Annotated in this window: 29 protein-coding genes; 14 read left to right on the plus strand and 15 right to left on the minus strand. The window is 42.7% G+C overall.

Annotation, left to right across the window (positions count from 1 at the left end; translation table 11 throughout):
• Positions 1–30 precede the first annotated feature (30 nt).
• Positions 31–423 carry a methylglyoxal synthase gene (gene mgsA / locus R2J37_RS08800; RefSeq protein WP_230106155.1) on the plus strand — a complete coding sequence of 131 codons (393 nt, stop codon included), beginning with the start codon at positions 31–33 and terminating at the stop codon, positions 421–423.
• Positions 407–1,378, plus strand: coding sequence for a D-alanyl-D-alanine carboxypeptidase family protein (locus R2J37_RS08805; protein WP_230106154.1), 972 nt, complete (start codon positions 407–409; stop codon positions 1,376–1,378). The genes mgsA and R2J37_RS08805 overlap by 17 nt, the downstream gene beginning before the upstream one ends.
• 75 nt (positions 1,379–1,453) lie before the next feature.
• Here the strand turns inward: R2J37_RS08805 and R2J37_RS08810 are convergent, their stop codons facing one another.
• A complete protein-coding gene (locus R2J37_RS08810) occupies positions 1,454–1,666 on the minus strand; it encodes a DUF378 domain-containing protein (protein ID WP_230106153.1) in 213 nt (70 codons plus the stop codon).
• A 94-nt stretch (positions 1,667–1,760) separates the two neighbouring features.
• Between R2J37_RS08810 and mnmL the strand changes: the two genes are divergently transcribed.
• The 8 genes from mnmL (at position 1,761) to R2J37_RS08850 (ending at position 8,407) form a co-directional block, all read left to right on the plus strand.
• On the plus strand, positions 1,761–2,720 hold the full coding sequence (mnmL, locus tag R2J37_RS08815; protein ID WP_230106152.1) for a tRNA modification radical SAM protein MnmL/YtqA: 960 nt from the start codon (positions 1,761–1,763) through the stop codon (positions 2,718–2,720).
• Positions 2,717–4,102 (plus strand): biotin/lipoyl attachment domain-containing protein, encoded by a 1,386-nt coding sequence (locus tag R2J37_RS08820; protein ID WP_230106151.1) that lies wholly within the window; start codon positions 2,717–2,719, stop codon positions 4,100–4,102. The genes mnmL and R2J37_RS08820 overlap by 4 nt, the downstream gene beginning before the upstream one ends.
• Positions 4,103–4,132: 30 nt before the next feature.
• Positions 4,133–4,828: a YggS family pyridoxal phosphate-dependent enzyme gene (locus tag R2J37_RS08825; protein ID WP_230106150.1), complete on the plus strand. Its 696-nt coding sequence runs from the start codon at positions 4,133–4,135 to the stop codon at positions 4,826–4,828.
• A gap of 26 nt (positions 4,829–4,854) precedes the next feature.
• A complete protein-coding gene (locus tag R2J37_RS08830; RefSeq protein ID WP_316264592.1) occupies positions 4,855–5,457 on the plus strand; it encodes a cell division protein SepF in 603 nt (200 codons plus the stop codon).
• Positions 5,458–5,466: 9 nt separating this feature from the next.
• A complete protein-coding gene (locus R2J37_RS08835) occupies positions 5,467–6,222 on the plus strand; it encodes a YlmH family RNA-binding protein (RefSeq protein WP_230106148.1) in 756 nt (251 codons plus the stop codon).
• Positions 6,223–6,262: 40 nt separating this feature from the next.
• A complete protein-coding gene (lspA, locus tag R2J37_RS08840; protein WP_230107617.1) occupies positions 6,263–6,802 on the plus strand; it encodes a signal peptidase II in 540 nt (179 codons plus the stop codon).
• The gene (locus tag R2J37_RS08845) at positions 6,753–7,667 is read left to right on the plus strand and encodes an RluA family pseudouridine synthase (protein WP_316264594.1); all 915 of its coding nucleotides are present in this window, start codon (positions 6,753–6,755) and stop codon (positions 7,665–7,667) included. Before lspA ends, R2J37_RS08845 begins: the two co-directional genes overlap by 50 nt.
• A gap of 95 nt (positions 7,668–7,762) precedes the next feature.
• Complete coding sequence (locus R2J37_RS08850; protein ID WP_230106146.1) at positions 7,763–8,407, plus strand: cytidylate kinase-like family protein; 645 nt, start codon at positions 7,763–7,765, stop codon at positions 8,405–8,407.
• Between the two features lie 140 nt (positions 8,408–8,547).
• Here the strand turns inward: R2J37_RS08850 and R2J37_RS08855 are convergent, their stop codons facing one another.
• The 3 genes from R2J37_RS08855 to yneA form a co-directional block, all read right to left on the minus strand.
• Positions 8,548–9,282: a tRNA 2-thiocytidine biosynthesis TtcA family protein gene (locus R2J37_RS08855; RefSeq protein WP_230106145.1), complete on the minus strand. Its 735-nt coding sequence runs from the start codon at positions 9,280–9,282 to the stop codon at positions 8,548–8,550.
• 173 nt (positions 9,283–9,455) lie between these two features.
• On the minus strand, positions 9,456–10,523 hold the full coding sequence (locus R2J37_RS08860) for a tyrosine-type recombinase/integrase (protein WP_230106144.1): 1,068 nt from the start codon (positions 10,521–10,523) through the stop codon (positions 9,456–9,458).
• A gap of 404 nt (positions 10,524–10,927) precedes the next feature.
• Positions 10,928–11,287 carry a cell division suppressor protein YneA gene (gene yneA / locus R2J37_RS08865; RefSeq protein WP_316264597.1) on the minus strand — a complete coding sequence of 120 codons (360 nt, stop codon included), beginning with the start codon at positions 11,285–11,287 and terminating at the stop codon, positions 10,928–10,930.
• Positions 11,288–11,550: 263 nt separating this feature from the next.
• Between yneA and lexA the strand changes: the two genes are divergently transcribed.
• Entirely contained in the window at positions 11,551–12,168 is a 618-nt protein-coding gene (gene lexA / locus R2J37_RS08870; RefSeq protein WP_230106142.1) for a transcriptional repressor LexA, read from the plus strand.
• A gap of 201 nt (positions 12,169–12,369) precedes the next feature.
• On the opposite strand, the gene R2J37_RS08875 is transcribed toward lexA, so the two are convergent.
• Positions 12,370–12,597 carry an aldo/keto reductase gene (locus tag R2J37_RS08875; RefSeq protein ID WP_256196240.1) on the minus strand — a complete coding sequence of 76 codons (228 nt, stop codon included), beginning with the start codon at positions 12,595–12,597 and terminating at the stop codon, positions 12,370–12,372.
• A gap of 45 nt (positions 12,598–12,642) precedes the next feature.
• Here R2J37_RS08875 and R2J37_RS08880 point away from each other — a divergent pair, with 45 nt between their 5' ends.
• The 3 genes from R2J37_RS08880 to R2J37_RS08890 all read left to right on the plus strand — a co-directional run bounded on the left by R2J37_RS08880 (position 12,643) and on the right by R2J37_RS08890 (position 13,942).
• Complete coding sequence (locus R2J37_RS08880; protein WP_316264601.1) at positions 12,643–13,005, plus strand: RNA polymerase sigma factor; 363 nt, start codon at positions 12,643–12,645, stop codon at positions 13,003–13,005.
• Between the two features lie 65 nt (positions 13,006–13,070).
• Positions 13,071–13,544, plus strand: coding sequence for a GNAT family N-acetyltransferase (locus R2J37_RS08885; protein ID WP_316264603.1), 474 nt, complete (start codon positions 13,071–13,073; stop codon positions 13,542–13,544).
• Positions 13,545–13,762: 218 nt separating this feature from the next.
• Positions 13,763–13,942, plus strand: a complete 180-nt coding sequence (locus R2J37_RS08890; RefSeq protein WP_256196244.1) for a transposon-encoded TnpW family protein — start codon at positions 13,763–13,765, stop codon at positions 13,940–13,942.
• Between the two features lie 13 nt (positions 13,943–13,955).
• Here R2J37_RS08890 and R2J37_RS08895 read toward each other — a convergent pair whose 3' ends face one another.
• From R2J37_RS08895 to rpmA, 10 genes are all read right to left on the minus strand, one after another.
• On the minus strand, positions 13,956–14,654 hold the full coding sequence (locus R2J37_RS08895) for a flavodoxin (RefSeq protein WP_316264605.1): 699 nt from the start codon (positions 14,652–14,654) through the stop codon (positions 13,956–13,958).
• A complete protein-coding gene (locus R2J37_RS08900) occupies positions 14,618–14,947 on the minus strand; it encodes a hypothetical protein (RefSeq protein WP_316264607.1) in 330 nt (109 codons plus the stop codon). Before R2J37_RS08900 ends, R2J37_RS08895 begins: the two co-directional genes overlap by 37 nt.
• A gap of 434 nt (positions 14,948–15,381) precedes the next feature.
• The gene (locus R2J37_RS08905; protein ID WP_230105002.1) at positions 15,382–16,671 is read right to left on the minus strand and encodes an IS30 family transposase; all 1,290 of its coding nucleotides are present in this window, start codon (positions 16,669–16,671) and stop codon (positions 15,382–15,384) included.
• Positions 16,672–16,802: 131 nt separating this feature from the next.
• On the minus strand, positions 16,803–17,147 hold the full coding sequence (locus R2J37_RS08910; RefSeq protein WP_316264609.1) for a hypothetical protein: 345 nt from the start codon (positions 17,145–17,147) through the stop codon (positions 16,803–16,805).
• A gap of 193 nt (positions 17,148–17,340) precedes the next feature.
• Complete coding sequence (rsfS, locus tag R2J37_RS08915; protein ID WP_230106115.1) at positions 17,341–17,697, minus strand: ribosome silencing factor; 357 nt, start codon at positions 17,695–17,697, stop codon at positions 17,341–17,343.
• Positions 17,698–17,700: 3 nt separating this feature from the next.
• A complete protein-coding gene (gene yqeK, locus R2J37_RS08920; RefSeq protein WP_256195183.1) occupies positions 17,701–18,288 on the minus strand; it encodes a bis(5'-nucleosyl)-tetraphosphatase (symmetrical) YqeK in 588 nt (195 codons plus the stop codon).
• Between the two features lie 20 nt (positions 18,289–18,308).
• A complete protein-coding gene (nadD, locus tag R2J37_RS08925) occupies positions 18,309–18,917 on the minus strand; it encodes a nicotinate-nucleotide adenylyltransferase (RefSeq protein ID WP_256195185.1) in 609 nt (202 codons plus the stop codon).
• Between the two features lie 32 nt (positions 18,918–18,949).
• Positions 18,950–19,240: a ribosome assembly RNA-binding protein YhbY gene (gene yhbY / locus R2J37_RS08930; protein WP_230106112.1), complete on the minus strand. Its 291-nt coding sequence runs from the start codon at positions 19,238–19,240 to the stop codon at positions 18,950–18,952.
• Positions 19,241–19,252: 12 nt separating this feature from the next.
• The gene (gene obgE / locus R2J37_RS08935; RefSeq protein WP_316264614.1) at positions 19,253–20,536 is read right to left on the minus strand and encodes a GTPase ObgE; all 1,284 of its coding nucleotides are present in this window, start codon (positions 20,534–20,536) and stop codon (positions 19,253–19,255) included.
• 110 nt (positions 20,537–20,646) lie between these two features.
• Positions 20,647–20,931: a 50S ribosomal protein L27 gene (gene rpmA / locus R2J37_RS08940; protein WP_033125260.1), complete on the minus strand. Its 285-nt coding sequence runs from the start codon at positions 20,929–20,931 to the stop codon at positions 20,647–20,649.
• Between the last annotated feature and the right edge of the window lie 3 nt (positions 20,932–20,934).

Raw genomic sequence — 20,934 nt, forward strand, 5'->3', positions numbered from 1 at the left:
TTTTTTACTAATGTGAGGAGGAATCGTTGTATGAATATTGGTCTTATTGCCCACGATGGGAAAAAGACGCTGATGCAGAATTTTTGCATCGCGTATCGCGGGATTTTGAGCAAGCACAATCTGTTTGCAACAGGAACAACCGGAAGGTTAATAGAAGAAGTAACCAATTTGTCCATTCACAAATATCTGGCGGGCCATCTCGGAGGCGAACAGCAGATGAGCGCCCAGATTGCGCAGAATGATATTGATGCCCTGATTTTTTTAAGAGATCCTATGGCAAAACCCCATGAACCTGAAGTGAACGGAGTAATCAAGCTTTGCGACATGCATAATATTCCTATGGCGACAAATCTCGCCACAGCAGAATTAATTATACTTTCAATAGACAGAGGAGATTTAGATTGGCGTGAAATATACAGGTAAAAAGACATCGCTTATTCTTTGCGCAGCCGGAATTTCGCTGCTGATATCCGGGTGCGGCGCTGGAAGCGCTGTGACATCCTTTGAAAAAGAGAATTATAATAAAAGTATCTATGAGGCGGAATTGTTTGCTGAGGATCTCTGTGTGACAGATTCTGATGTATCCATCTCCGGTTTTGAGGGGGATTCTTCGCTCCATGCGGAAGGCCTGTTTGATCTGACTGATCACACGGTAGAGTATGGATATAATCTTTTTGAAAGATTATATCCGGCAAGTACCACAAAGATCTTAACAGCCCTTGTAGCAATCAAAAATTCCGATATGGACGATGTCGTCACTGTCAGCAGAAATGCAGCTGCGTCAAGCTTTGGCTGGGAAGATCAGGTATGCGGCCTCCAGGAAGGGGACCAGCTGACCATGAGAGATCTTTTGTACGGGCTGCTGCTTTGGTCCGGAAATGATAATGCAGTCGCCATTGCAGAACATGTCGGCGGAGATGTGGATACTTTTATGGAGATGGTAAATGACCAGGCCGCGGAGTTGATGGCTACCGGGACGCATTTTGTTACGCCCAACGGTCTCCATGATCCGGATCATTATACAACTGCATACGATCTGTATCTGATCTTTAATGAATGCATTAAACATGAGGAATTTATGGATATTATCAGTGCTTCATCCTATACGGCAAATGTGACCGGTGCTGACGGGACAGCAAGACAGCTTACATGGGAACCGACCAATTACTATGCCAGAGGAGCGGCCGCTCTGCCGGAAGGCGCAACTGTGATCGGCGGCAAAACAGGATACACAGGGGATGCAGGAGACTGTCTTGTTCTTCTCTGTGAGAACGACAGTGGAGATCAATATATATCTATTGTTATGGGAGCAGCGGATAAGCCGACTTTATATGAAGATATGACAGCACTGATCGATCAGATCCCTTCGTTGGAATAAAGAAAACAAACTTTCAGCAGGAAAAGTTGCAAATAAAAAGAGGGGAACCCGTTTTTCCGGGCTGCCCCTCTTGATTTATGAACGGGAATCGGAGAAAGTTCCAATTCTTCCAAACAGACTGATCAGGTAAAGTCCGCACAATCCGACCAGTGTGTAAATGATCCGCGAGATCCATGTGAGATTGCCGAAAAGAAATGCCACCAGATCAAAACGGAAAATGCCGATCAACAGCCAGTTGATCGCCCCGATAATAACAAGGGTTAATGCAATATTGTCAAACCATTTCATATGATTTCCTCCTTTTTATCAGATGATGATATTATGTGCGGGAAATCCCAAAATATGCATGCCATAAAATTGATGGAAAGGACCTTTTTCTTTTATGATGAAAAAGACATTCTATTATCCTTATTCGGAATATTTGAAAAAAACGTATGGGGAAAAAGTTTATAAACTGCCGATCAATCTTCCCGTTACCTGTCCCAACAGATTAGGGAGACAAAAAGGCTGTACGTTCTGCGCGGAATCCGGCACCGGATTTGAGGCTTTGTCTTCCGAAGTCAGGATAACGGACCAGCTGATGAGCACAAGAAGTCTGATCGAAAAAAAGTATCATGCGCATAAGTTTATCGCTTATTTTCAAAACTATACCAATACCTTTATGAAAATCGAACGGTTTCGGGCATACATTGAAGAGGCAGCACGGGTGCCGGATATTGTGGAGATTGCAGTATCCACACGCCCGGACTGTATACGGGGAGAATACCTTGAGGCGCTGAAGGAAACAGCCACTGCCGGCGGACAGAGAGTTACGGTGGAGCTGGGTCTTCAGACGGCCAATTATCATACGCTTCAAAAAATCCAGCGGGGACATTCTCTGGCTGAATTTATCGATGCTGTTCTTGAAATCAAAAAATACGGTTTTGATATCTGCGCCCATGTAATTTTAAATCTTCCCGGTGATACCATGGAGGATGCAAAAGAAACAGCCAAGATTCTTTCTGCACTTGGAATTGACATTGTGAAGATCCATTCTCTTTATATCGCCAAAAACACCTTATTGTGCGAAGCTTATGAAAATGGTACAATAACCATATGTTCCAAAGAAGAATATCTGCAGCGCCTGCAGGTATTTCTGGAATTTTTAAATCCTGATATCGCAGTAGAGCGCCTGTTTTCGAGGATTCCGGAAGAAGAGGCCGTGTTCTGCAACTGGGAGACAAGCTGGTGGAAGCTTAAGGATGAATTTGAAGAAAAAATGCGGGCAGACGGCTCTTTTCAGGGAAAGAGATTCAGCTATCTGAAAGGAGCTGCACTTGAGAAATTGGAGGCAGTATATTGACTGGAAATGAGATAAACAACATTCAGGTTTACCGCAAAAAGTGGAATATAAATATAGGGGTCATTATTTTCGGAGTTATCTTTGTTTATTTGGTTGTTACTGTTTTGATGTACGCAACCGCTAAACATGTGTCATCTTATGAAGTGCGGGAGGGATCAATCTTAAAGGATACTTCCTATACCGGCCTTGTTCTCAGAGAGGAAACTGTTATTGGAGCAGAGGCAGATGGATATATCAATTACTTTGCACCGGAAGGCAGTAAAGTAGGCAGAAAGACCAATGTTTACAGTATTTCTTCTGAAAAATTGGATTTTTCCGGTCAGGAAAACACAGAGGAATCAGAGGATTCCGGTTTAACTTCCGAGGAAAGAGACTCTATTATCCAAAAAGCCCAAAGTTTTAGTGAAAATTTTCAGAACAATAAATATGAGGATACCTATACGTTTAAAGATTCCATTGAAAATATTCTGTCAAGCAGCACAGCCCAGAGCCGGCAGGCACAGCTTAGCGCCATGATAGAAAGCGGTCAGGAGGGGCTGACAACCTATGTCGCATCTGATGACGGGATTATTGTATATTCGGTAGACGGATATGAAGATCTTGCTATGGATCAGGTAACTGCCGACATGATATCGCGGGCAGATTATCAGAAAACAGAGCTTTTTAACAATACAAAGGTCAAAAGCGGCGATCCTGCCTACAAGCTTGTGACAAACGAAGAGTGGACGCTTGTGATCCAGCTGGATGAGGAAATGACAAAAGAGCTGGCAGACACAACCAGTGTAAAGGTCAGATTTACAAAAGATGATCAGACAACATGGGCAGGATTCCAGATTTATAATACGGAAGACGCCGACCTTGGTTTCCTCACATTTGATCATTCAATGGTAAGATATGTAGGAGAGCGTTTTCTGGATATTGAACTGATCCTGGAGGATGAAACAGGTCTTAAAATTCCCAAATCCTCTGTAACAGAAAAAGAATTCTACATAATTCCTGAAGATTACATCACTTTGGGCGGCAACAGCAGCCAGTCCGGCGTTCTGGTCCAGAGCGATGGAGAAGATGCTTCCTTCCACGCAGTGGATGTATATTATCGTGACAGTGAGACAGGTATGGTCTATCTGAATATGGATGAGTTAAAAAAGGGAGATGTTTTGATCAAACCGGATTCAGCAGATACATATACCATTTCCGAGAAGGCTTCTTTGCAGGGAGTTTACAATATTAATAAAGGATATGCAGAGTTTAAACCTGTGGAAATTCTCTGTGAGAGTGAGGAATATTATATTGTGAAATCCGGCAATGATTATGGATTGACAAATTACGATCATATTGCTTTAGATGGAAGTGAAATTCAGGAAAATGAGCTTGTAATGTAAAAAATCTGTCATGAAAAGGAGTGTTTATATATGTTACAGGATAATTTCAGGGAAGTAGAACAGAGGATTGAAGCAGCCTGCAGACGTTCCGGCCGTGATCCGAAGGAGGTTACACTGATTGCTGTCAGTAAAACAAAACCTGTGGAAATGCTGCAGGAAGCCTATGATTTTGGCACAAGGATCTTCGGCGAAAATAAAGTTCAGGAATTGACCGAAAAATACGATCAGCTTCCCAAAGATATTCATTGGCATCTGATCGGACATTTGCAGAGAAATAAGGTCAAATATATCATCGATAAAGTTGATCTGATCCATTCTGTAGATTCCGTCCGTCTGGCAGAAGCAATAGACAAAGAAGCGCAGAAACATGGGATTACCGCTAATATTCTGATTGAGGTAAATGTGGCGGGAGAGGAGAGCAAATTCGGTATCTCACCGGAAGAAACCGAAAGCTTTATAGAAAAAATTGCTGGATTTTCCCATATAAAAGTGTGTGGATTGATGACAATTGCTCCTTTTGTAGAAAATCCGGAAGAAAATCGGCCATATTTTCAGCGTTTACGTAAATTATCTGTTGACATCGCGGCAAAAAAAGTTAATAATGTTACTATGAGTATTCTCTCAATGGGCATGACCAATGATTTTGAAGTGGCGGTCGAAGAGGGCGCCACGATGGTTCGCGTTGGAACCGGGTTATTTGGTGTGCGTGATTATGCTCGTATTTAGGATAACGTAAGATAGGAGATTTTAAAATGAGAGTATTAGATAAGTTTCTTGACATTATGAAATTAAGCGACGAAGATGACGATTACGATAACGATGATTTTTTCGATGATGAATATGATGATGATTATGATGACAGACCTGCAAAAAAAGGCGGTCTTCTTTCACGATTTAAAGGGAAAGAATATGATGATAATTATGATGATGACTACGATGATTATGATGACAGAGCGCCTAGATCTTCATCCAGAAATTCCCAGAGTTCTTCCCACGCTGTAAGCAGTGCCGGAAATAATAAAGTGACGCCTATGCGTCAGCCGGCATCCCGAAGAAACGCGCCGAATATGGAAGTATGTGTCATTAAGCCGTCTTCTGTTGAAGATGCCCGTGAGATTACAGAAACTCTTCTCAGTGGACGCACTGTTATTCTGAATCTGGAAGGCCTGGATCTTGAAGTGGCACAAAGGATCATTGATTTTACATCCGGTGCAACTTTTGCTATCAGCGGCAATCTGCAGAAGATTTCCAATTACATATTCCTTGTTACACCTACAAATGTAGATATTTCCGGAGATCTTCAGGATCTTTTGAATACCTCTTTTGACGCATCTTCTATGCGTACCAGATTTTAGGTCTGTTTCATGAATAAGGAAGAATTATTGCTTCAGAAACGTCTTGTGGAGCTTTCTAACACGGCATATCAAAGAGATATTGTTACTTTTACAGACTTTCTGAACCTGAATGAACTGAATATTTTACATTCCACTCCGAAACATATGTTTCCGGCAGCATATGAAACATATGGCGGATACGAAGCAGCAGAGCGTCAGATGGTTGCCTTTCTACCTGATGCTCTTTATTATGAGTACCGGTATCCTGTAGAAATCCTGAAGATTTCTCCGGTTAATCTGAAATTTGCGGAGAATCTTTCTCACCGGGATTATCTGGGCGGAATCCTTCATCTCGGAATTGAACGGTGCTGCCTCGGAGATCTTCTTGTATCAGAAGAGTGCTGCCGTGTATTTGTCACAGATTCCATGGCGGACTATATCTGCCGAAATTTGACAAGGATCCGCCATACGACAGTGAAAGTATCTGTGGAAAATATGGAGAATTTCCACTATACGCCGAATCTTGAACTTCACAAAGGAACTGTTTCCACGGTACGTCTGGATTCCGTTCTCTCTGTTGCATTCCCTTTGTCGCGCAGCAAGCTGACCGGACTTATAGAGGGCGGAAAAGTGTTTGTCAACGGAAAGCTGATCACCACAAATGCCTGCAGACTGAAAGAAAATGATATTATTTCTGTCCGGGGCATGGGACGTATAAAGTACCTGGGCATACTTTCAGAGACAAAAAAAGGGCGTTTGTATATCGAAATAGGAAAGTATATCTGATCCCAGAAGAGTAAGTAAAGAAGGATTGACAGAATTGATCATGGAAGAAAATCAGAAAAGACAAAATAAACATTATATTGCGGCATTCATCCTGGCGGCGGCAGGTGTTCTGCTTGATCAATGGAGCAAATATCTGGCTGTCACATATTTGAAGGATAAGAATCCTATCGATTTGATCCCCGGCATTTTTCAGCTTACCTATCTTGAAAATCGCGGGGCTGCTTTTGGTATTCTCCAGGGAAAACAATGGTTTTTCTATATCAGTACCTTTCTTGTGATGGGCGCGGTTATCTGGATTTATATGAAAATTCCGGCCTCAAAAAAGTTCCTGCCTCTTCGGATCTGCGCTATTTTGATCGTTTCCGGGGCAATCGGCAATTTGATCGATCGCATCCGGCTGCAGTATGTGATTGATTTCTTTTATTTTAAGCTGATCGATTTCCCGGTTTTCAATGTTGCGGATATTTTTGTGACAGTATCGACGATCCTTCTGTTAGTTCTGGTACTGTTTTATTATAAGGAGGAAGACTTTGAACAAATACTTTACAGCGGAAGAGACAAGCGGGATCCGGATCGATAAGTATCTGGCAGAAGAGATGCCGGAATTGTCCCGCTCTCACATACAGAAGCTGATAAAAGAAAAGATGGTCTGTGTCAACGGAAAGCCTGTAAAAAGCGGTTACAGGCTTTGTTTTGATGACAGCATAGAAGTTTCCATACCGGAGGTAAAAGAACCGGAAATCGAGGCAGAAAACATCCCTCTTGACGTTCTCTATGAGGATGAAGATATCATCGTTGTAAATAAACCGAAAGGAATGGTGGTACATCCGGCTCCCGGGCATTACAGCGGCACTCTGGTCAATGCATTGATGTATCACTGCAAAGATCAGCTTTCCGGTATTAACGGCGTTATGCGTCCGGGAATCGTCCACAGAATTGATATGGATACAACCGGATCCCTTCTTGTCTGCAAAAATGATATGGCTCACCAGAATCTTGCTCTTCAGTTAAAAGAACATTCTATCCGACGTGTATATGAAGCGATCGTTACGGGAAATTTAAAAACAGACAGCGGTACAATAGATGCGCCTATTGGCAGAAGTCCTGTAGACCGGAAAAAAATGAGCACCAGGGCGAAAAACGGAAGGCGTGCGGTAACTCATTATAAAGTATTGGAGCGATTCGGGGATTACACCTATATACAGTGTGAGCTTGAGACAGGACGCACCCACCAGATCAGGGTGCATATGGCATCCATCGGCCATCCGCTTCTCGGCGACACTGTATATGGATCTTCAAAGGTTCCGATCCGCGGTCTTCAGGGACAGACACTTCACGCTAAAACTTTAGGGATCATTCATCCAAGGACAGGCGAATACCTGGAAGTAAATGCGCCCCTGCCAGAATATTTTCTGAATCTATTAGACAGACTAACAAAAAAATAGTTCGAAATTTTCATAAAATTCTATACTTTTTCTCGAAATTGTTATATAATACATATATCTAGTTGGTAACAACGAGGAAGAGGAGCGTGAATGGTATGGAAAAAACAAATACAATTATTACCATAGGAAGAGAGTTTGGCAGTGCCGGACGTGAGATCGGTTATAAGGTTGCAAAGGATTTCGGCATCAAATTATACGATAAGGAAATGCTTGGCAGAGCGGCAAAAGAAAGTGGTATCTGTGAAGAATTATTTGAAGCCCACGACGAAAAACCGACCAACAGCTTCTTATATTCTCTGGTTATGGATACATATTCCCTGGGATATTCCGGCGGGAATTATACAGATATGCCGATCAACCACAAAGTATTTCTGGCACAGTTTGACGCCATCAAAAAAATAGCGGACGAAGGCCCCTGTATTCTGGTCGGACGATGTGCGGACTATGCACTGGAGGAATATGACAATGTTCTGAGTGTATTTATTCACGCCAAGATGGAAGCCCGTATCCGCCGGATCGCAAGAATTTATGACCTGACAGACGCAAAAGCAAAGGATCTGATCCAGAAGACTGATAAAAAGCGTTCCAGCTATTATAATTATTATACGAACAAACGCTGGTCTGACGCAGAAAGCTATGATATCTGCCTTGACAGCTCTGTCCTTGGCATTGAAGGAACTGCGGAAGCCATCAAACAGCTTGTAGCAATTAAAGAAAACGGCGGAGACCGTAAATTGTAAAACATCATAATGTAAAAATGATAAATTCCAAATAGAAAAGAAGAACCGCCGGCATTCCGATGCTTTCAAAAAAGTGTGTGATCGGAGTGTCGGCGGTATTTTTATGTTTTAACCTTATCTGATATTTTATCTGAAATATCTTATCTGACATGGGGGATCCGTTCCGGCCATCCCTTAATGTCTCCATTCAAAATTGCTGTAAACATTCGCTGCTTTGCCCCAGGATGCTCTGCATTCAACTGATGCACCAGCTCTTTTGCGTATTGGCGTTTTGTGTAACCGTCAATAGGGCACCTGCTTTTTACAACAGGAAGATCATATTTATTTTTAAATCCAATGACATCTGCTTCATCCACAAACATAATGGGGCGGATAACGGTCAGATCCATGCGGTCCAGATAAGTTCTCGGCGAGAAGGAATAGAACCTTCCCTCAAAGATCAGAGAAAGAAGCATTGTTTCAATGATATCATCCTTGTGATGAGCATAGGCAACTTTATTGCAGCCCATTTCTTTTACTGCCTGATTCAGAGCGCCTTTTCTCATCTTTGCACAGAGAGAGCAGGGATTGCTTTCTTTTCGTTCCTCGAATAAAATGTGAGCAATATCCGTTTTAACAATTTTGTAGGGAACATCAAGTTCTCTGCAAAGCTCCACAACCGGGCTGAAATCGCATTTTTCATAACCCAGGTCTACTGTAATGGCGCTCAGATTAAATGTCTGTGGATAAAAACGTTTCAATCCATGCAGCGCATAGAGAAGAGTAAGACTGTCTTTTCCGCCGGAGATACCTACTGCAATATGGTCGCCTTTTTCAATCATCTGGTATTCATCTACGGCTTTTCTTGTATAGCTCAATAATTGCTGTAATTTCATCTGATATGTAAAATCCCTTCTATTTTTTATTCTTGAATTATAACATAGTGATACTTTGCTATCGTACCTTATTCTTTTTTGGTTGTAAAGTATATTTAAAAAAGATTGATAAAAGGAAAACAATTAATGATTTATCAAACGAAAAGTGATAATATATCAATAAAGGCAGAATATTAAGGTTCTCTTAGACGGACAGCAGACGCCGCCTGCCGGCGTCTGTTTTCATCGATTGCAGCATAATGCTTTTTCGTTGTATTTACATCTTTATGTCCCAAAACGTCCGCTACCAGATAAATATCTCCGGTTTCTTTATAAAGAGAAGTTCCATAGGTGCTGCGAAGCTTGTGGGGAGTGATTTTTTTATTAGGTGTTACCTGGCGGGCATATTTTTTCACCATATTTTCCACTGCCTGAACCCCCATACGCCGGCGCTGGGTGGAGAGGAAGAGGGCATTTTCATGTCCGGGAAGGGGATCCACAGCCTTTCGGCTTCCCCCAATATATTTCATAAGAGCGGATTCCACCTCATCTCCGAAATACACAACCATCTGATTGCCGCCTTTTCTGGTGACAGTAACCCCGTCATTTTTAAAATCTACATCCGTAATATCAAGTCCGACACACTCGGAAACACGGATTCCTGTACCCAAAAGAAGTGTGAGAATAGCAAGATCTCTTTCTTTTGTCTTTTCGTAATATCTTCTGGCCTGTCCGGACAAAGATTCTCCGCAGGATTCCACATGGTCCAGAAGAAGCGCCACTTCATCTGCATCCAGGCGGATAATGGCTTTTTCATGCTGTTTCGGCATATCTACAAGAAGTGTAGGATTATGAGAAATATACTGGTGTTTATGATAATAGGCATAGAAGCTTCTAAGCGCGGACATTTTCCGGGCAAGACCTTTTTCCCCGTTTGTCATCACCTCATCATCCTCACGCCTGTATACTTTCAGATATTCCATATATTCCTCAATATCTACAGGCTCCAGATCATCCAAATCAGCCACTGTAAACTGGGTGATAGAATATTTACTGTAGATCGGATTATTTTCCATTAAAAAGTGAAAAAAAACACGTATATCATAAGCGTAATTCATTCGGGTACGAATAGATGATGTCGGTTCGATAGCACGAAAGAAATCCTTTGCAAAAGGAGGCAGCGTTTTCAGAATTTCACGAAGTCTTATCGTATAATCGATTTCTGTCTGTTCATGATATGTTTTATTCTTTGCATTTGGCATTTCCTTAATTTCACCCCTTATTTTTATTTCTTTCATTTTATTGGGATTGCTGGATTCTATTTATTCAGTATACTAGAATCCGGATTTTTTGTCTATATCTTTTGGAAAAATCGGTATTTTACGTATAGATCTTTTTCGCTGGTCTATAATACATATATCATTAATTCTTGTGACTGCAAATATATCACCGATGGAATTTTAAAATAAGACGAACTGCCATCCTGTTTTATAAGGAAGTGTCCGCCTTATTTTAATAAAGTATTGGGAGTATAATTATATATATAAAGCTGTTCTCTGATTATATTATAGATGAATCATTATATAACCATTAAGGAGAAAAGCTTATATATCAAATTGAAAAGAATAATTTCTTAAAAAGAATAAATAACTTTAAATTATTTGTTCTATTTGTAATAGGCAACTGTCAAATGCTGCCCAGCGTAAATCGTTTCATCTGTAAGCTGGTTCATACTTTTCAGCTGATCTACATATTCAGATACGCTCATGTTTGTTCCTTTTGCATATGTTTCAGCAATATCCCACAGCGTATCTCCGGAATCGATTTCAATACTTCCATAATATGCCTCTGAAGAAGTCTCTGTCTGTACAGAAGCCGTTTCATCCTGTGCCCATACCAGTCTTGCTCCGATCATAACACTAAAACAAAGCGCAATGAAAGCGGCTATCGTTATTAAAGTAAATTTTTCACGAAATACTTCTCTTCTACGTTTGCTTGCTGCATGTAATCTGTGTGCTCCCATCATTTTCCCCTCCATAACTGCAAGACCAGTGTCTCTCCTGTTCTCTTAATTTTATTTGTTTTAGATTTTCTATTTTTTCTTAATAAGAATATATGTTCCGAACACCTGTTCTTTATGATGAAATTATATTATACGAACAAATGTTTGTCAATAGATTTTATAAAAATAATCGAACATACTTTCTAAACATTTGTTTGCCTTTTGAAAGATGTTATGATAAAATACAGATATATTTAACATCACGACTATTTTAAGGGGGAAATATCATGGCACAGGGAAAGATCAGTCCCAAACAGAAAGAAATATTGGAATATATCAAGGATCAGATCCTTCAGAGAGGATTTCCGCCTGCAGTGCGTGACATCTGTGAAGCTGTGCATCTGAAATCTACATCTTCCGTTCACTCTCACCTGGAAACACTGGAAAAGAACGGATATATCAGAAGGGATCCCACAAAGCCCCGTGCGATTGAAATTTTAGATGATACCTTTAATCTTACAAGACGGGAAGTGACAAATGTACCGCTGATCGGACATGTTGCAGCCGGTGAACCTATTCTTGCCCAGGAAAATATTGAGAACTACTTTCCTATCCCGGTGGAAATGCTTCCCAATAACAATACATTTATGCTGACAGTAAAGGGAGAAAGCATGATCAACGCCGGTATTCTGGATGGGGATTACGTTCTTGTAGAGGAACAGCACACTGCTCACAACGGCGATATGGTAGTTGCGCTGATCGAGGATGGCGCGACAGTCAAGACTTTCTATAAAGAAGAAGGTGTGATCCGCCTGCAGCCGGAGAATGATTTCATGGATCCCATCATTGTAAGAGATGTGCAGATCCTGGGGAAAGTGATCGGAGTTTTCCGGTTCTTTGGATAAGGTTACACCATCCTCTTATCCTGATTATTTTTCAAGTTGTATTTTAAAAGACCGCCAGATTTAGAGCACAGCTTCATCTGACGGCCTTTTAATCAGGTCTGTCAGCCGATCAGGGAGGAAATTGCATACTCCGATGGATTTCATCCTTGTCAGTGTCTTTTCAAATGAGGCCATCATCTTTTCATACCCTGCATCCTGAATTCAGACTTTTGATACCAGAAACACATCTTCCCTTCTGATCCCGCTTTCTTTCACAGCTTCACCCACTGCCCTCTCATTTCCGTAGCATGCGGCGGTATCTATCATCCGGTAGCCCGTTTTCAGAGCTTCTTTTACGGCCTTTTTACATTCATCGTGATCTGTAATCTGAAAAACTCCGAATCCAAGAAGCGGCATTTCCAACTGATTATTTAACTGTATTGTATCCATAGTAAAATCTTACAACGCCAGTTTGACGTATATTGTACGAAAGTCTTGAAATACGCATCTATCAGCTATTACCACTCCAACCGCCGCCGCATGGAGCATGAAATGTCCTTTTCTTCCCTACTGGAAAAGGATTTAGCCGAGGTCAGCACCACAGACCGCTACCCTTGTATGCTTTACCGTTTCCAAGTGAGGGAATGGCTTGTAGAAGTGCAGAACGAGCCGTTAGGACACGCCATAGAACGGCTTACCCCGTACAGGCAGGAAATCATCTTATTGTATTTTTTCTTAGGCTTTAAGAACAAGGAGATCGCCGCCCTCTACGGCTGTAATGCAAGAAAAATCAGCTACCACAAAATGAGGGCTGTCCGGCAGATACGGGCAGAAATGGAGGTGCGCCGCCATGAGTAAAAGATACAAAAACCGCATAAGTGCTAAAATAATGATATGATTAAAAGGAATTAAGGAGTTGTGTTATGGAATATAAAATACGACAAATGAAGAATACAGAATATCCATTGTTGAATGACTTTTTGTATGAAGCAATCTATGTTCCAAATGGTATAGAGCCGCCGCCTAAGACAGTAATATATTCTCCCGAATTGCAAGTATATGTTTCTGATTTTGGGAAGAAAGAACATGATATAGCTTTAGTTGCAGAAGTAAACAAAAAAATCATAGGGGCTGTATGGGTGCGTATTATGAACGATTACGGGCATATTGATAATACTACACCCTCTCTTGCAATGTCTGTTTTTAAGGAATATCGAGGGTTGGGAGTAGGTACAGCATTGTTAGAGGAGTTAATTGCAATTTTGAAGTCAAAAGGATATGCCCGAATATCGTTGTCAGTTCAGAAAGATAATTATGCAGTAAAGATGTATCAAAAAGTCGGGTTTACGATTTTAAAAGAAGTTGACGAGGAGTATATCATGGTAATTGCTTTATAGTTACGCAGTAGGCGGCTTGAAACGCCTATTCTACAAGGCTTTTTAAGCGTCAAAATCACAAAGATGTTTTATATCTCTACCCTCAAAAACAGGCTTCTATTGCGTAACACAGCCATTGAAAACTGAATAACCGCTACCCTTACAGTAGCACTACCGAGCAGGAAATCTTGAAAAGGACTTCTTGCTTTTTCTTTTGCCAAAATTAGAAAGGAGAGCCTATGCAGGAAATCACACAGACAGCCACTAAGACCACCGCCGCCCCGAAGCCGCAGACCGTTAAGCGAAAAATCGGAAAGACCACCTATGAATTATCGCTCCATTTCAGTCAGACAAGCACAGAGCGCATGAGCGATAAAGTCATGCGGCTACTGGAAAATGACCTATCTACAAAGAAATGAGGGAAACTTTTCTCTATGTCCTTGACAAACAGACCGAAAAGGAATCGCCCTGGTACAGGATCAGATCTCCGGCCTCGGTTGTGATCTGTTCGTCATTGGCAGGAAGTTCCTGTCCAAGACTTCCCACCTTTTCCATATCAGCATAATCCTGCATAGCGATCTCTAAAGACCCGTCCGCAAGCAGATCCCGAAGCGCCTCTGCTGAAGAATTGTCGGCAAGTTCAGCTGTCAGCACAGTGTCGCCGATCTGCAGGTTCAGAGCATTTCCCTGGACGGTATCTTCGCCCTGTGCACTGCTGTATCCCAGTTCCTGAACCCACTGACGGATCACTTCCACAGAGGACGCCGCATCTTCTTCGTAACAGTCAAAGATATTATCGGAAATTTCCGCATCCGGCACTGCTTCTGTTATGATGTCCACGCTGTCAGCCAGTCCTCCTGTGCCGTGGGAACAGAAGAGATATACGTCTTTACCGGACAGGTCATTTTCTTCAAGGAATGTAAGCAGCGCCATGGGAACGCCGTACCACCAGTTAGGATATCCCAGAAAGACCGTATCGTACTGCTCCAGGTTTTCTACGCTTGCCGTAAGCTCCGGCCTTGCGTTTTCTGAAAGTTCTTCATTAGCACGTTCCAGACATTCATCCCAGTCACTGGGATAGGGATCTTCTACCTTTATAGAAAACAGATCTCCTCCTGTCTCCTCCTGCACCCAGTCTGCAAGCTGCTGACATTTCCGGGCGGGATCACGCTTGGCGATGTCATTGCATCCACATCATCCGCAAGAACGGCGTTGTCTGCCCAGGAGAAATATGCCACGAGAACGTTTCCCTGGCCGTCTGCAGCATTTTGTCCATCTTCTTCCTGCGATTCTCCGGTATTTGCATCATCCCTGGTCTGCACAGTCTGGCTGCTGTCATCGGTTCCTTCGGACTGTGCACCGCAGCCTGCAGTTCCCGCTGCAAGTGTTAATGCCAATAATAAAGTTATTGCTCTCTTCTTCATGTTCGACTCCTTTTCAACGCCGGATATCCGGCTGATTTCTAAAATCGGATAGTTCTTGTTTTCATAACTTTATTATACGAATCGGCAGTTGCAATGTCTAATACCTTTGTAACATATTGAAAAATGCCTAAACAGCATAAAAGTTCTTCCAAGTGATAAACCGAGGTTGATTGAAATCCTTACTGCAACATTGAAGTTGTAACTGCACATTGAAAACTTTATGAAGTTGTAACTGCACGCTGTCATGAGTAACTGCAACAGTTTTAATCTGTTTTTCTAGCTTTGGATTGCTTTTTTTCGATTTTCCTTGTAAAATTTCTTAAAGGAAGGCATCACAAAACACAGACTGCATTTTTTACTTTTCGCAGAAGTTGTAAATGCACCCCGTTTGTGTTCTCTTTTTTATCGTGTCCTGCCTTCTCTAAAATTCCGGTTTACTTCTTAAACAAAGCCGGTGTAAGGGTTATGGAATTGGACGGGATTTTCTCAAGGCCCAGGAGGTTCGCAGTTTCCTGACCGTAGATCTTGACAAAAAGATCGATTGGAGCCTGTCCGTTCCATTTTTTTCGCGGATAGGAATTGATATGGTTCATCATTTTCCTAATCTCTTCCTCCGTATATTCATCCTTTCCATGTTTCTTAGGTATGATATAGCGGATCAGTTCATGGTTCCTTTCACAGTTGCTCTTCTGATTTGTATTCATCGGATCACAATAGAATACGCGGCATTGAATTTCCCCGGTCTCCATATCTGCTTCGATTTTTTGGGGATCGCTAAATTCACTTCCCCGATCGGTAATAATAACCTGGAAAAGTATCCGAAACTTTTCGTCTCCAAGTGCTTTCCTCAGCCGACAGAATATTTCCGTTACAGATCCTGCTGTATTGCGTTCTCTCAGAAACATGAGCTGCAAGTCACAGTTGGTAAACAGGATTGTCAGCAGTGTCTGGCCTCCTTTGTGTATGACCACACTGTCCATCTGGCTGACCATGGCATCTGGATTCTGGTGCATATATTCCTCGTATTCTTCATAACTGCGTCCGATATGGCATTTCCGGTCTACCCGGAGAACCGGGCCGCTCTTTTTCCGTTCCGGCCTGCGCAGTTTCCTTCTCAAGTCTATATTTCTGGCATCCAGAAGACCTGCATCAATATAGGAATAGATTGTCCGTTCCGATACTGGCAGTTCATCTCTGTGACGTTCACAGATAATCGGGAGTGACTGTCCTTTTTTTAACAGCGGTGTGATCGTATCATTGATCCGATTTAATTCCTGCTCCGAGAGAGAGATGCCTTTCCGTGATTCAGAGAGCATCTGTTCATACTGTTGCTGAGCATACCTGGCGTCGTAAAGCATCCTGCGCAGACGGCAACGAAGCCGGTGGTCACATACATTGCATACAAACGGCGACTTTTCATAGTCTATACAGAACTCTTCCTGATAATCAGGGCACCCTTCCTGACATCGTCCACAGGCTGTCTGGCACTGCTTCTTCCCACGAAAGCAGCCTAGACGACAGTTCGGGATTCTGGTGCAGGTACGATGATGGATACAGTTGTTGCCTTTGGAAGTGGAGACCAGCCTCCTGTGTGCTTTAATCTCTCTGCCGACAGTAGACCGATCCTTTCCAATGTTTTTGGCGATCTGTGCGACCTTCAATCCCTGCTGCAGACCTGCCTGGATGGCAAGCCTGTCATCATATGTAAGGTGTTTATTACTCATGGTTACCTCCAATCCGAAGGCAGGACAAGGATAGTATACTGGAAAAAAGGCAAAAAGAAACCATGAAGTTACAACTGCAACTCCATGGCCCATATGCCTTATAATTCTAACTGCAACGACCTATGTTGCAACTAATTTTTCAATTGACCAGTGATAAACCGATAAAGAATATCGTACCGGGTATCCGTGTCATTCTCATCGTATCCATAGGGCAAATAGACAAAAGCAGGTTTTGTGATAGCAGTATCGTTCCCGGTATAATCCTGACTTTGATAAGTCACCTGAATGACCTGTCCCTGTTGTTCTGCATTTTCAAAATACTCCTCTGGAATCGCTTCTAGATATTCTGTCTGTTTCTGTGATGCTGTAGATGCGTTTCCATTATCATTGCCAATATTATCGTTCGCCCGACCACAGGCCACCATACTGACAGCAATCAAAAGTATCAGGAAAGTTGCCATAAACGAGCGTTTCACTATATAATTACCTCCTCGCATTATATTTGTGTAAAAAGGATTTTCTGTTTCTTTGCTTTTAAATATATTTTGGAGGATGAACCCAAAAAAGTACAATGGCGATTAGTTACTGCACTATATTTAAAGAAGTGCCGATCAGAACAAAGAGCAGAAACATCTGTATCATAAAACAGATATTCCTGCTCTTTTATAGTTATGCTAACGTCTCCGGATCTACTGCCTGGCCGTCGCTCCACACGTGTTCCAGGTTATAGAAAGAACGGTTCTCCTTATCAAAAATATGAACGATAATATCATTATAATCCAGAAGAACCCAGCTTCCGCCTGCCCGTCCTTCTTTCTGTCTTAAGGAAAATCCAGCTTTGTGCATCTTCTCTTCCACACTGTCCACCAGAGCGTTTACCTGGCTGGAACTGTTTCCGGTTGCGATCACGAAATAATCGGCAATGACGGAAACATTGGAAATATCAATGACACGGATCTCACTTCCCTTTTTTTCGTCCAGTGCACGGTATGCAGCAAGGGCCATTTTCTTTGAACTTTCGGTCATATACTACGCCTCCTCCTTTCCCAGATATTTTTTATAATATAAATAAGTCTTTTCTGTCATAGGATCAATGGGGATTCCTCTTGAATTGAGATAAACAAGGGAATCCTTCAAGATACGATAAAGGCATTCATCAATATCTTCAAATGCCAGACGACGGACAACAGCCATGTTTGGAAGTTCCTGACGCCCGGGCTCGATATAGTCCGCAATATAGATGATCTTGTCAAGCAAAGTCATTTCCGGCCGCCCTGTCGTATGACATGCAATTGCATTGATCACCGTTTTATCATCCACATGATATCTTTTCGCTGCAAGAAAAGCGCCCAGCCTTGCATGTAGCAAAGAAGGATTCGCAAGCTCTACCTCCGACACGTGGAGATGATATTTGTCGCACATCCGGATCTTCTTTTCTCCCGGTATACATTTGGCACAGTCGTGAAGCAGTCCGGCTGTCAGCGCCTGTTCCAGGTCACTTCCATAACGCATTGCAAGGGCTCCTGCTGTGTACATAACGCCGAGAGTGTGCTCATATCTCTCACGATCAAGATGCTTTTTCAGCCTCTTCTGCATTTTGGTGATCGTTTCATTCATTGGTTCCACCTTCTTTATCTTCACTGTCTGTATAACTGATGTTCGTTTATATATGCTTCCACTGTCTTCGGGATAAGTGCACTCACATCTTTTCCCTCCCGTATCCAGCTGCGGAGCTCGTGGGAGGAAACATCCATGACAGGCGTATCCAAAAGCCGGATATCCGCGTCATATTTCCGTCTAAGCCTTCTGATCTTCCCGTTCATGATAGCCCGGCTGTTCTTGTCCCCTCGAAAGGCTGCCAAAATCGTACAGGTTGCGAAAAGACGCTCCGGCGACCTCCACGTTTCAATGGCAAAGAGAGAATCCGCGCCGATGATAAAATAAAAACTGTCTTTTGGATAAAGTTTCGTCAGATGTTCCATCGTTTCATAGGAACAACTGACACCTCTTCTCTTTATCTCATAATCCTCCAAACGGAAACTTGGATATTCCCTGATCGCCAGAGATACCATCCTGGCCCTCTCCTCGGCAGAAAGCTCAATAGAAGCATTGTCTTTGTGAGGCGGATTTCCATTTGGCATGAACCAGACTTCATCCAGGAAATATTCCCTGCAGGCATAATCTCCCAGCATCAGATGTCCATTATGAATGGGATCAAAAGTTCCGCCCATAATTCCGATTTTCATAGGTCTCCTTTATGATGAGTTACATAAAATAATTATGGCAACTCAATCTTTTTCTTTTCGTCTTTTCCTTCTTTATAGAGGACGATCTTCTTTCCGATGACCTGTACCACCTGGGAGCGGGTCCGCTCAGCCAGCACTGCGGCAAGTTCTTTTGGATCATCCGCACAGTTTTGAAGAACACTTATCTTAATGAGCTCCCGGGCTTCAAGCGCCTCGGAAACGGCCTTTGTAAGCTCCGGAGTCATACTGTTTTTTCCGATCTGAAAAATCGGATCCATTGTCATGGCAAGACTTTTCAGATAGGCTCTTTGTTTTGTCGTCATAACAGTCTCCTTCTATTTATAATAATCAAACTGAAGGCCATACATTTTTACTGTATCTCCCTCCTGTATTCCGGCAGCTTCCAGCTCATCCAAGATTCCTGTATCTTTCAGGAATTTCTGGAAAAACTGAAATCCTTTTTCGGAACCCAGATTTGTATATCCCAGCATTTTTTCAATCTTAGGACCTTCCACCACATACATGTCATCCTCTTTGACAACTGTGTAGGGAAGATCTGCATGAATGAGCTCCTCTTCCGGAAAGTATTCCTGCTGGAAGATTACAGGCTGGTCATCCATTTGATCCAAAAGTGCAGAAACTTCATATAAGAGTTCCTTAATTCCCTCGCCGGTCACGCCGGAAATCGGAAAGACTTTCATGCCTTTTGGTTCAAATTCTTTTTTCAGTCTCTCTACAGGGTCTTCTCCTTTACTGTAGACAGCGTCAATCTTGTTGGCGGCAATGATCTGCGGTCTTGCCGCAATCTCCGGATTATAAGCCGCAAGCTCGGCGTTGATCTTATAAATATCTTCCACAGGATCGCGGCCTTCCGTTCCGGCTGCATCTACCACATGGATGATCAGTTTTGTTCTCTCAATATGACGCAAGAACTCATGGCCCAGGCCGACACCCTCGGAAGCCCCTTCAATAAGCCCCGGTATATCTGCGATCACAAATCCTTTTGCTCCAGGAATATCTACCACACCAAGATTGGGATTTAAGGTTGTAAAATGATAGTTGGCAATCTTGGGGCGCGCATTTGTCACCCTGGAAAGGAAGGTGGATTTTCCCACGTTCGGAAATCCTACCAGTCCTACATCTGCAATCACCTTAAGTTCCAGATTGACCCAAAGTTCCTGTGCAGGCTGTCCGGGCTGTGCGTATTTGGGAATCTGCATCGTAGCTGTCGCAAAATGCTGGTTGCCAAGTCCGCCTTTTCCGCCTTTCAAAATGATCTGACGGCGGTTCTCACCGGACATATCGGCGATGACCTTACCGGATTCAGCCTCTTTTATAACAGTTCCCTCCGGCACTCGCAGTACAATATCATCGGCATCAGCGCCGTGACACTTCCTTTTCCCTCCCGGTTCGCCATCCTTTGCTGCAAATTTTTTTCTATGGCGGTAATCCTGAAGGGTATTAAGCCCTTCATCTACCTCAAAGATCACATCCCCGCCACGTCCGCCGTCACCGCCGTCCGGTCCTCCGTTGGGAACATACAGTTCACGGCGGAAACTGACGTGTCCGTCTCCTCCTTTGCCGGAGCGGATGAATATTTTTGCTCTGTCTGCAAACATGTTTTGTCTCCTCAAATTAGAATAAATGAAAAGGAACCTTGTTCCCTGCATTACCAATATTACAAAAAGGCCCTGCCGCGTTCAAAACGGCAGGGTCATACCATCGATGATTACTGTGCTACCGGATAGATAGAAACCTGTTTCTTATCTCTTCCTTTTCTTTCAAATCTGACAACACCATCTACTAAAGCGAACAGTGTGTCATCTCCACCGCGTCCTACATTGACACCCGGATGGATCTTTGTACCGCGCTGTCTGTAAAGGATGTTTCCAGCTTTTACAAACTGTCCGTCAGCTCTTTTAGCACCTAATCTCTTAGACTCGGAGTCACGTCCGTTCTTTGTAGAACCTACCCCTTTTTTATGAGCGAAAAACTGAAGGTTTAATTTCATCATGGT

Origin of the sequence: Claveliimonas bilis (assembly GCF_030296775.1) — a bacterium.
GTDB classification, from domain to species: domain Bacteria; phylum Bacillota; class Clostridia; order Lachnospirales; family Lachnospiraceae; genus Claveliimonas; species Claveliimonas bilis.

Coding starts and splice junctions, on each gene's coding strand:
- mgsA (WP_230106155.1), top strand. CDS start 31: ATGAATATTGGTCTTATTGCCCACGATGGGAAAAAGACGCTGATGCAG.
- R2J37_RS08810 (WP_230106153.1), bottom strand. CDS start 1,666: ATGAAATGGTTTGACAATATTGCATTAACCCTTGTTATTATCGGGGCG.
- mnmL (WP_230106152.1), top strand. CDS start 1,761: ATGATGAAAAAGACATTCTATTATCCTTATTCGGAATATTTGAAAAAA.
- R2J37_RS08825 (WP_230106150.1), top strand. CDS start 4,133: ATGTTACAGGATAATTTCAGGGAAGTAGAACAGAGGATTGAAGCAGCC.
- R2J37_RS08830 (WP_316264592.1), top strand. CDS start 4,855: ATGAGAGTATTAGATAAGTTTCTTGACATTATGAAATTAAGCGACGAA.
- R2J37_RS08835 (WP_230106148.1), top strand. CDS start 5,467: ATGAATAAGGAAGAATTATTGCTTCAGAAACGTCTTGTGGAGCTTTCT.
- lspA (WP_230107617.1), top strand. CDS start 6,263: ATGGAAGAAAATCAGAAAAGACAAAATAAACATTATATTGCGGCATTC.
- R2J37_RS08850 (WP_230106146.1), top strand. CDS start 7,763: ATGGAAAAAACAAATACAATTATTACCATAGGAAGAGAGTTTGGCAGT.
- R2J37_RS08855 (WP_230106145.1), bottom strand. CDS start 9,282: ATGAAATTACAGCAATTATTGAGCTATACAAGAAAAGCCGTAGATGAA.
- R2J37_RS08860 (WP_230106144.1), bottom strand. CDS start 10,523: ATGCCAAATGCAAAGAATAAAACATATCATGAACAGACAGAAATCGAT.
- yneA (WP_316264597.1), bottom strand. CDS start 11,287: ATGATGGGAGCACACAGATTACATGCAGCAAGCAAACGTAGAAGAGAA.
- lexA (WP_230106142.1), top strand. CDS start 11,551: ATGGCACAGGGAAAGATCAGTCCCAAACAGAAAGAAATATTGGAATAT.
- R2J37_RS08875 (WP_256196240.1), bottom strand. CDS start 12,597: ATGGATACAATACAGTTAAATAATCAGTTGGAAATGCCGCTTCTTGGA.
- R2J37_RS08885 (WP_316264603.1), top strand. CDS start 13,071: ATGGAATATAAAATACGACAAATGAAGAATACAGAATATCCATTGTTG.
- R2J37_RS08890 (WP_256196244.1), top strand. CDS start 13,763: ATGCAGGAAATCACACAGACAGCCACTAAGACCACCGCCGCCCCGAAG.
- R2J37_RS08900 (WP_316264607.1), bottom strand. CDS start 14,947: ATGAAGAAGAGAGCAATAACTTTATTATTGGCATTAACACTTGCAGCG.
- R2J37_RS08905 (WP_230105002.1), bottom strand. CDS start 16,671: ATGAGTAATAAACACCTTACATATGATGACAGGCTTGCCATCCAGGCA.
- rsfS (WP_230106115.1), bottom strand. CDS start 17,697: ATGACCGAAAGTTCAAAGAAAATGGCCCTTGCTGCATACCGTGCACTG.
- yqeK (WP_256195183.1), bottom strand. CDS start 18,288: ATGAATGAAACGATCACCAAAATGCAGAAGAGGCTGAAAAAGCATCTT.
- nadD (WP_256195185.1), bottom strand. CDS start 18,917: ATGAAAATCGGAATTATGGGCGGAACTTTTGATCCCATTCATAATGGA.
- yhbY (WP_230106112.1), bottom strand. CDS start 19,240: ATGACGACAAAACAAAGAGCCTATCTGAAAAGTCTTGCCATGACAATG.
- obgE (WP_316264614.1), bottom strand. CDS start 20,536: ATGTTTGCAGACAGAGCAAAAATATTCATCCGCTCCGGCAAAGGAGGA.
- rpmA (WP_033125260.1), bottom strand. CDS start 20,931: ATGATGAAATTAAACCTTCAGTTTTTCGCTCATAAAAAAGGGGTAGGT.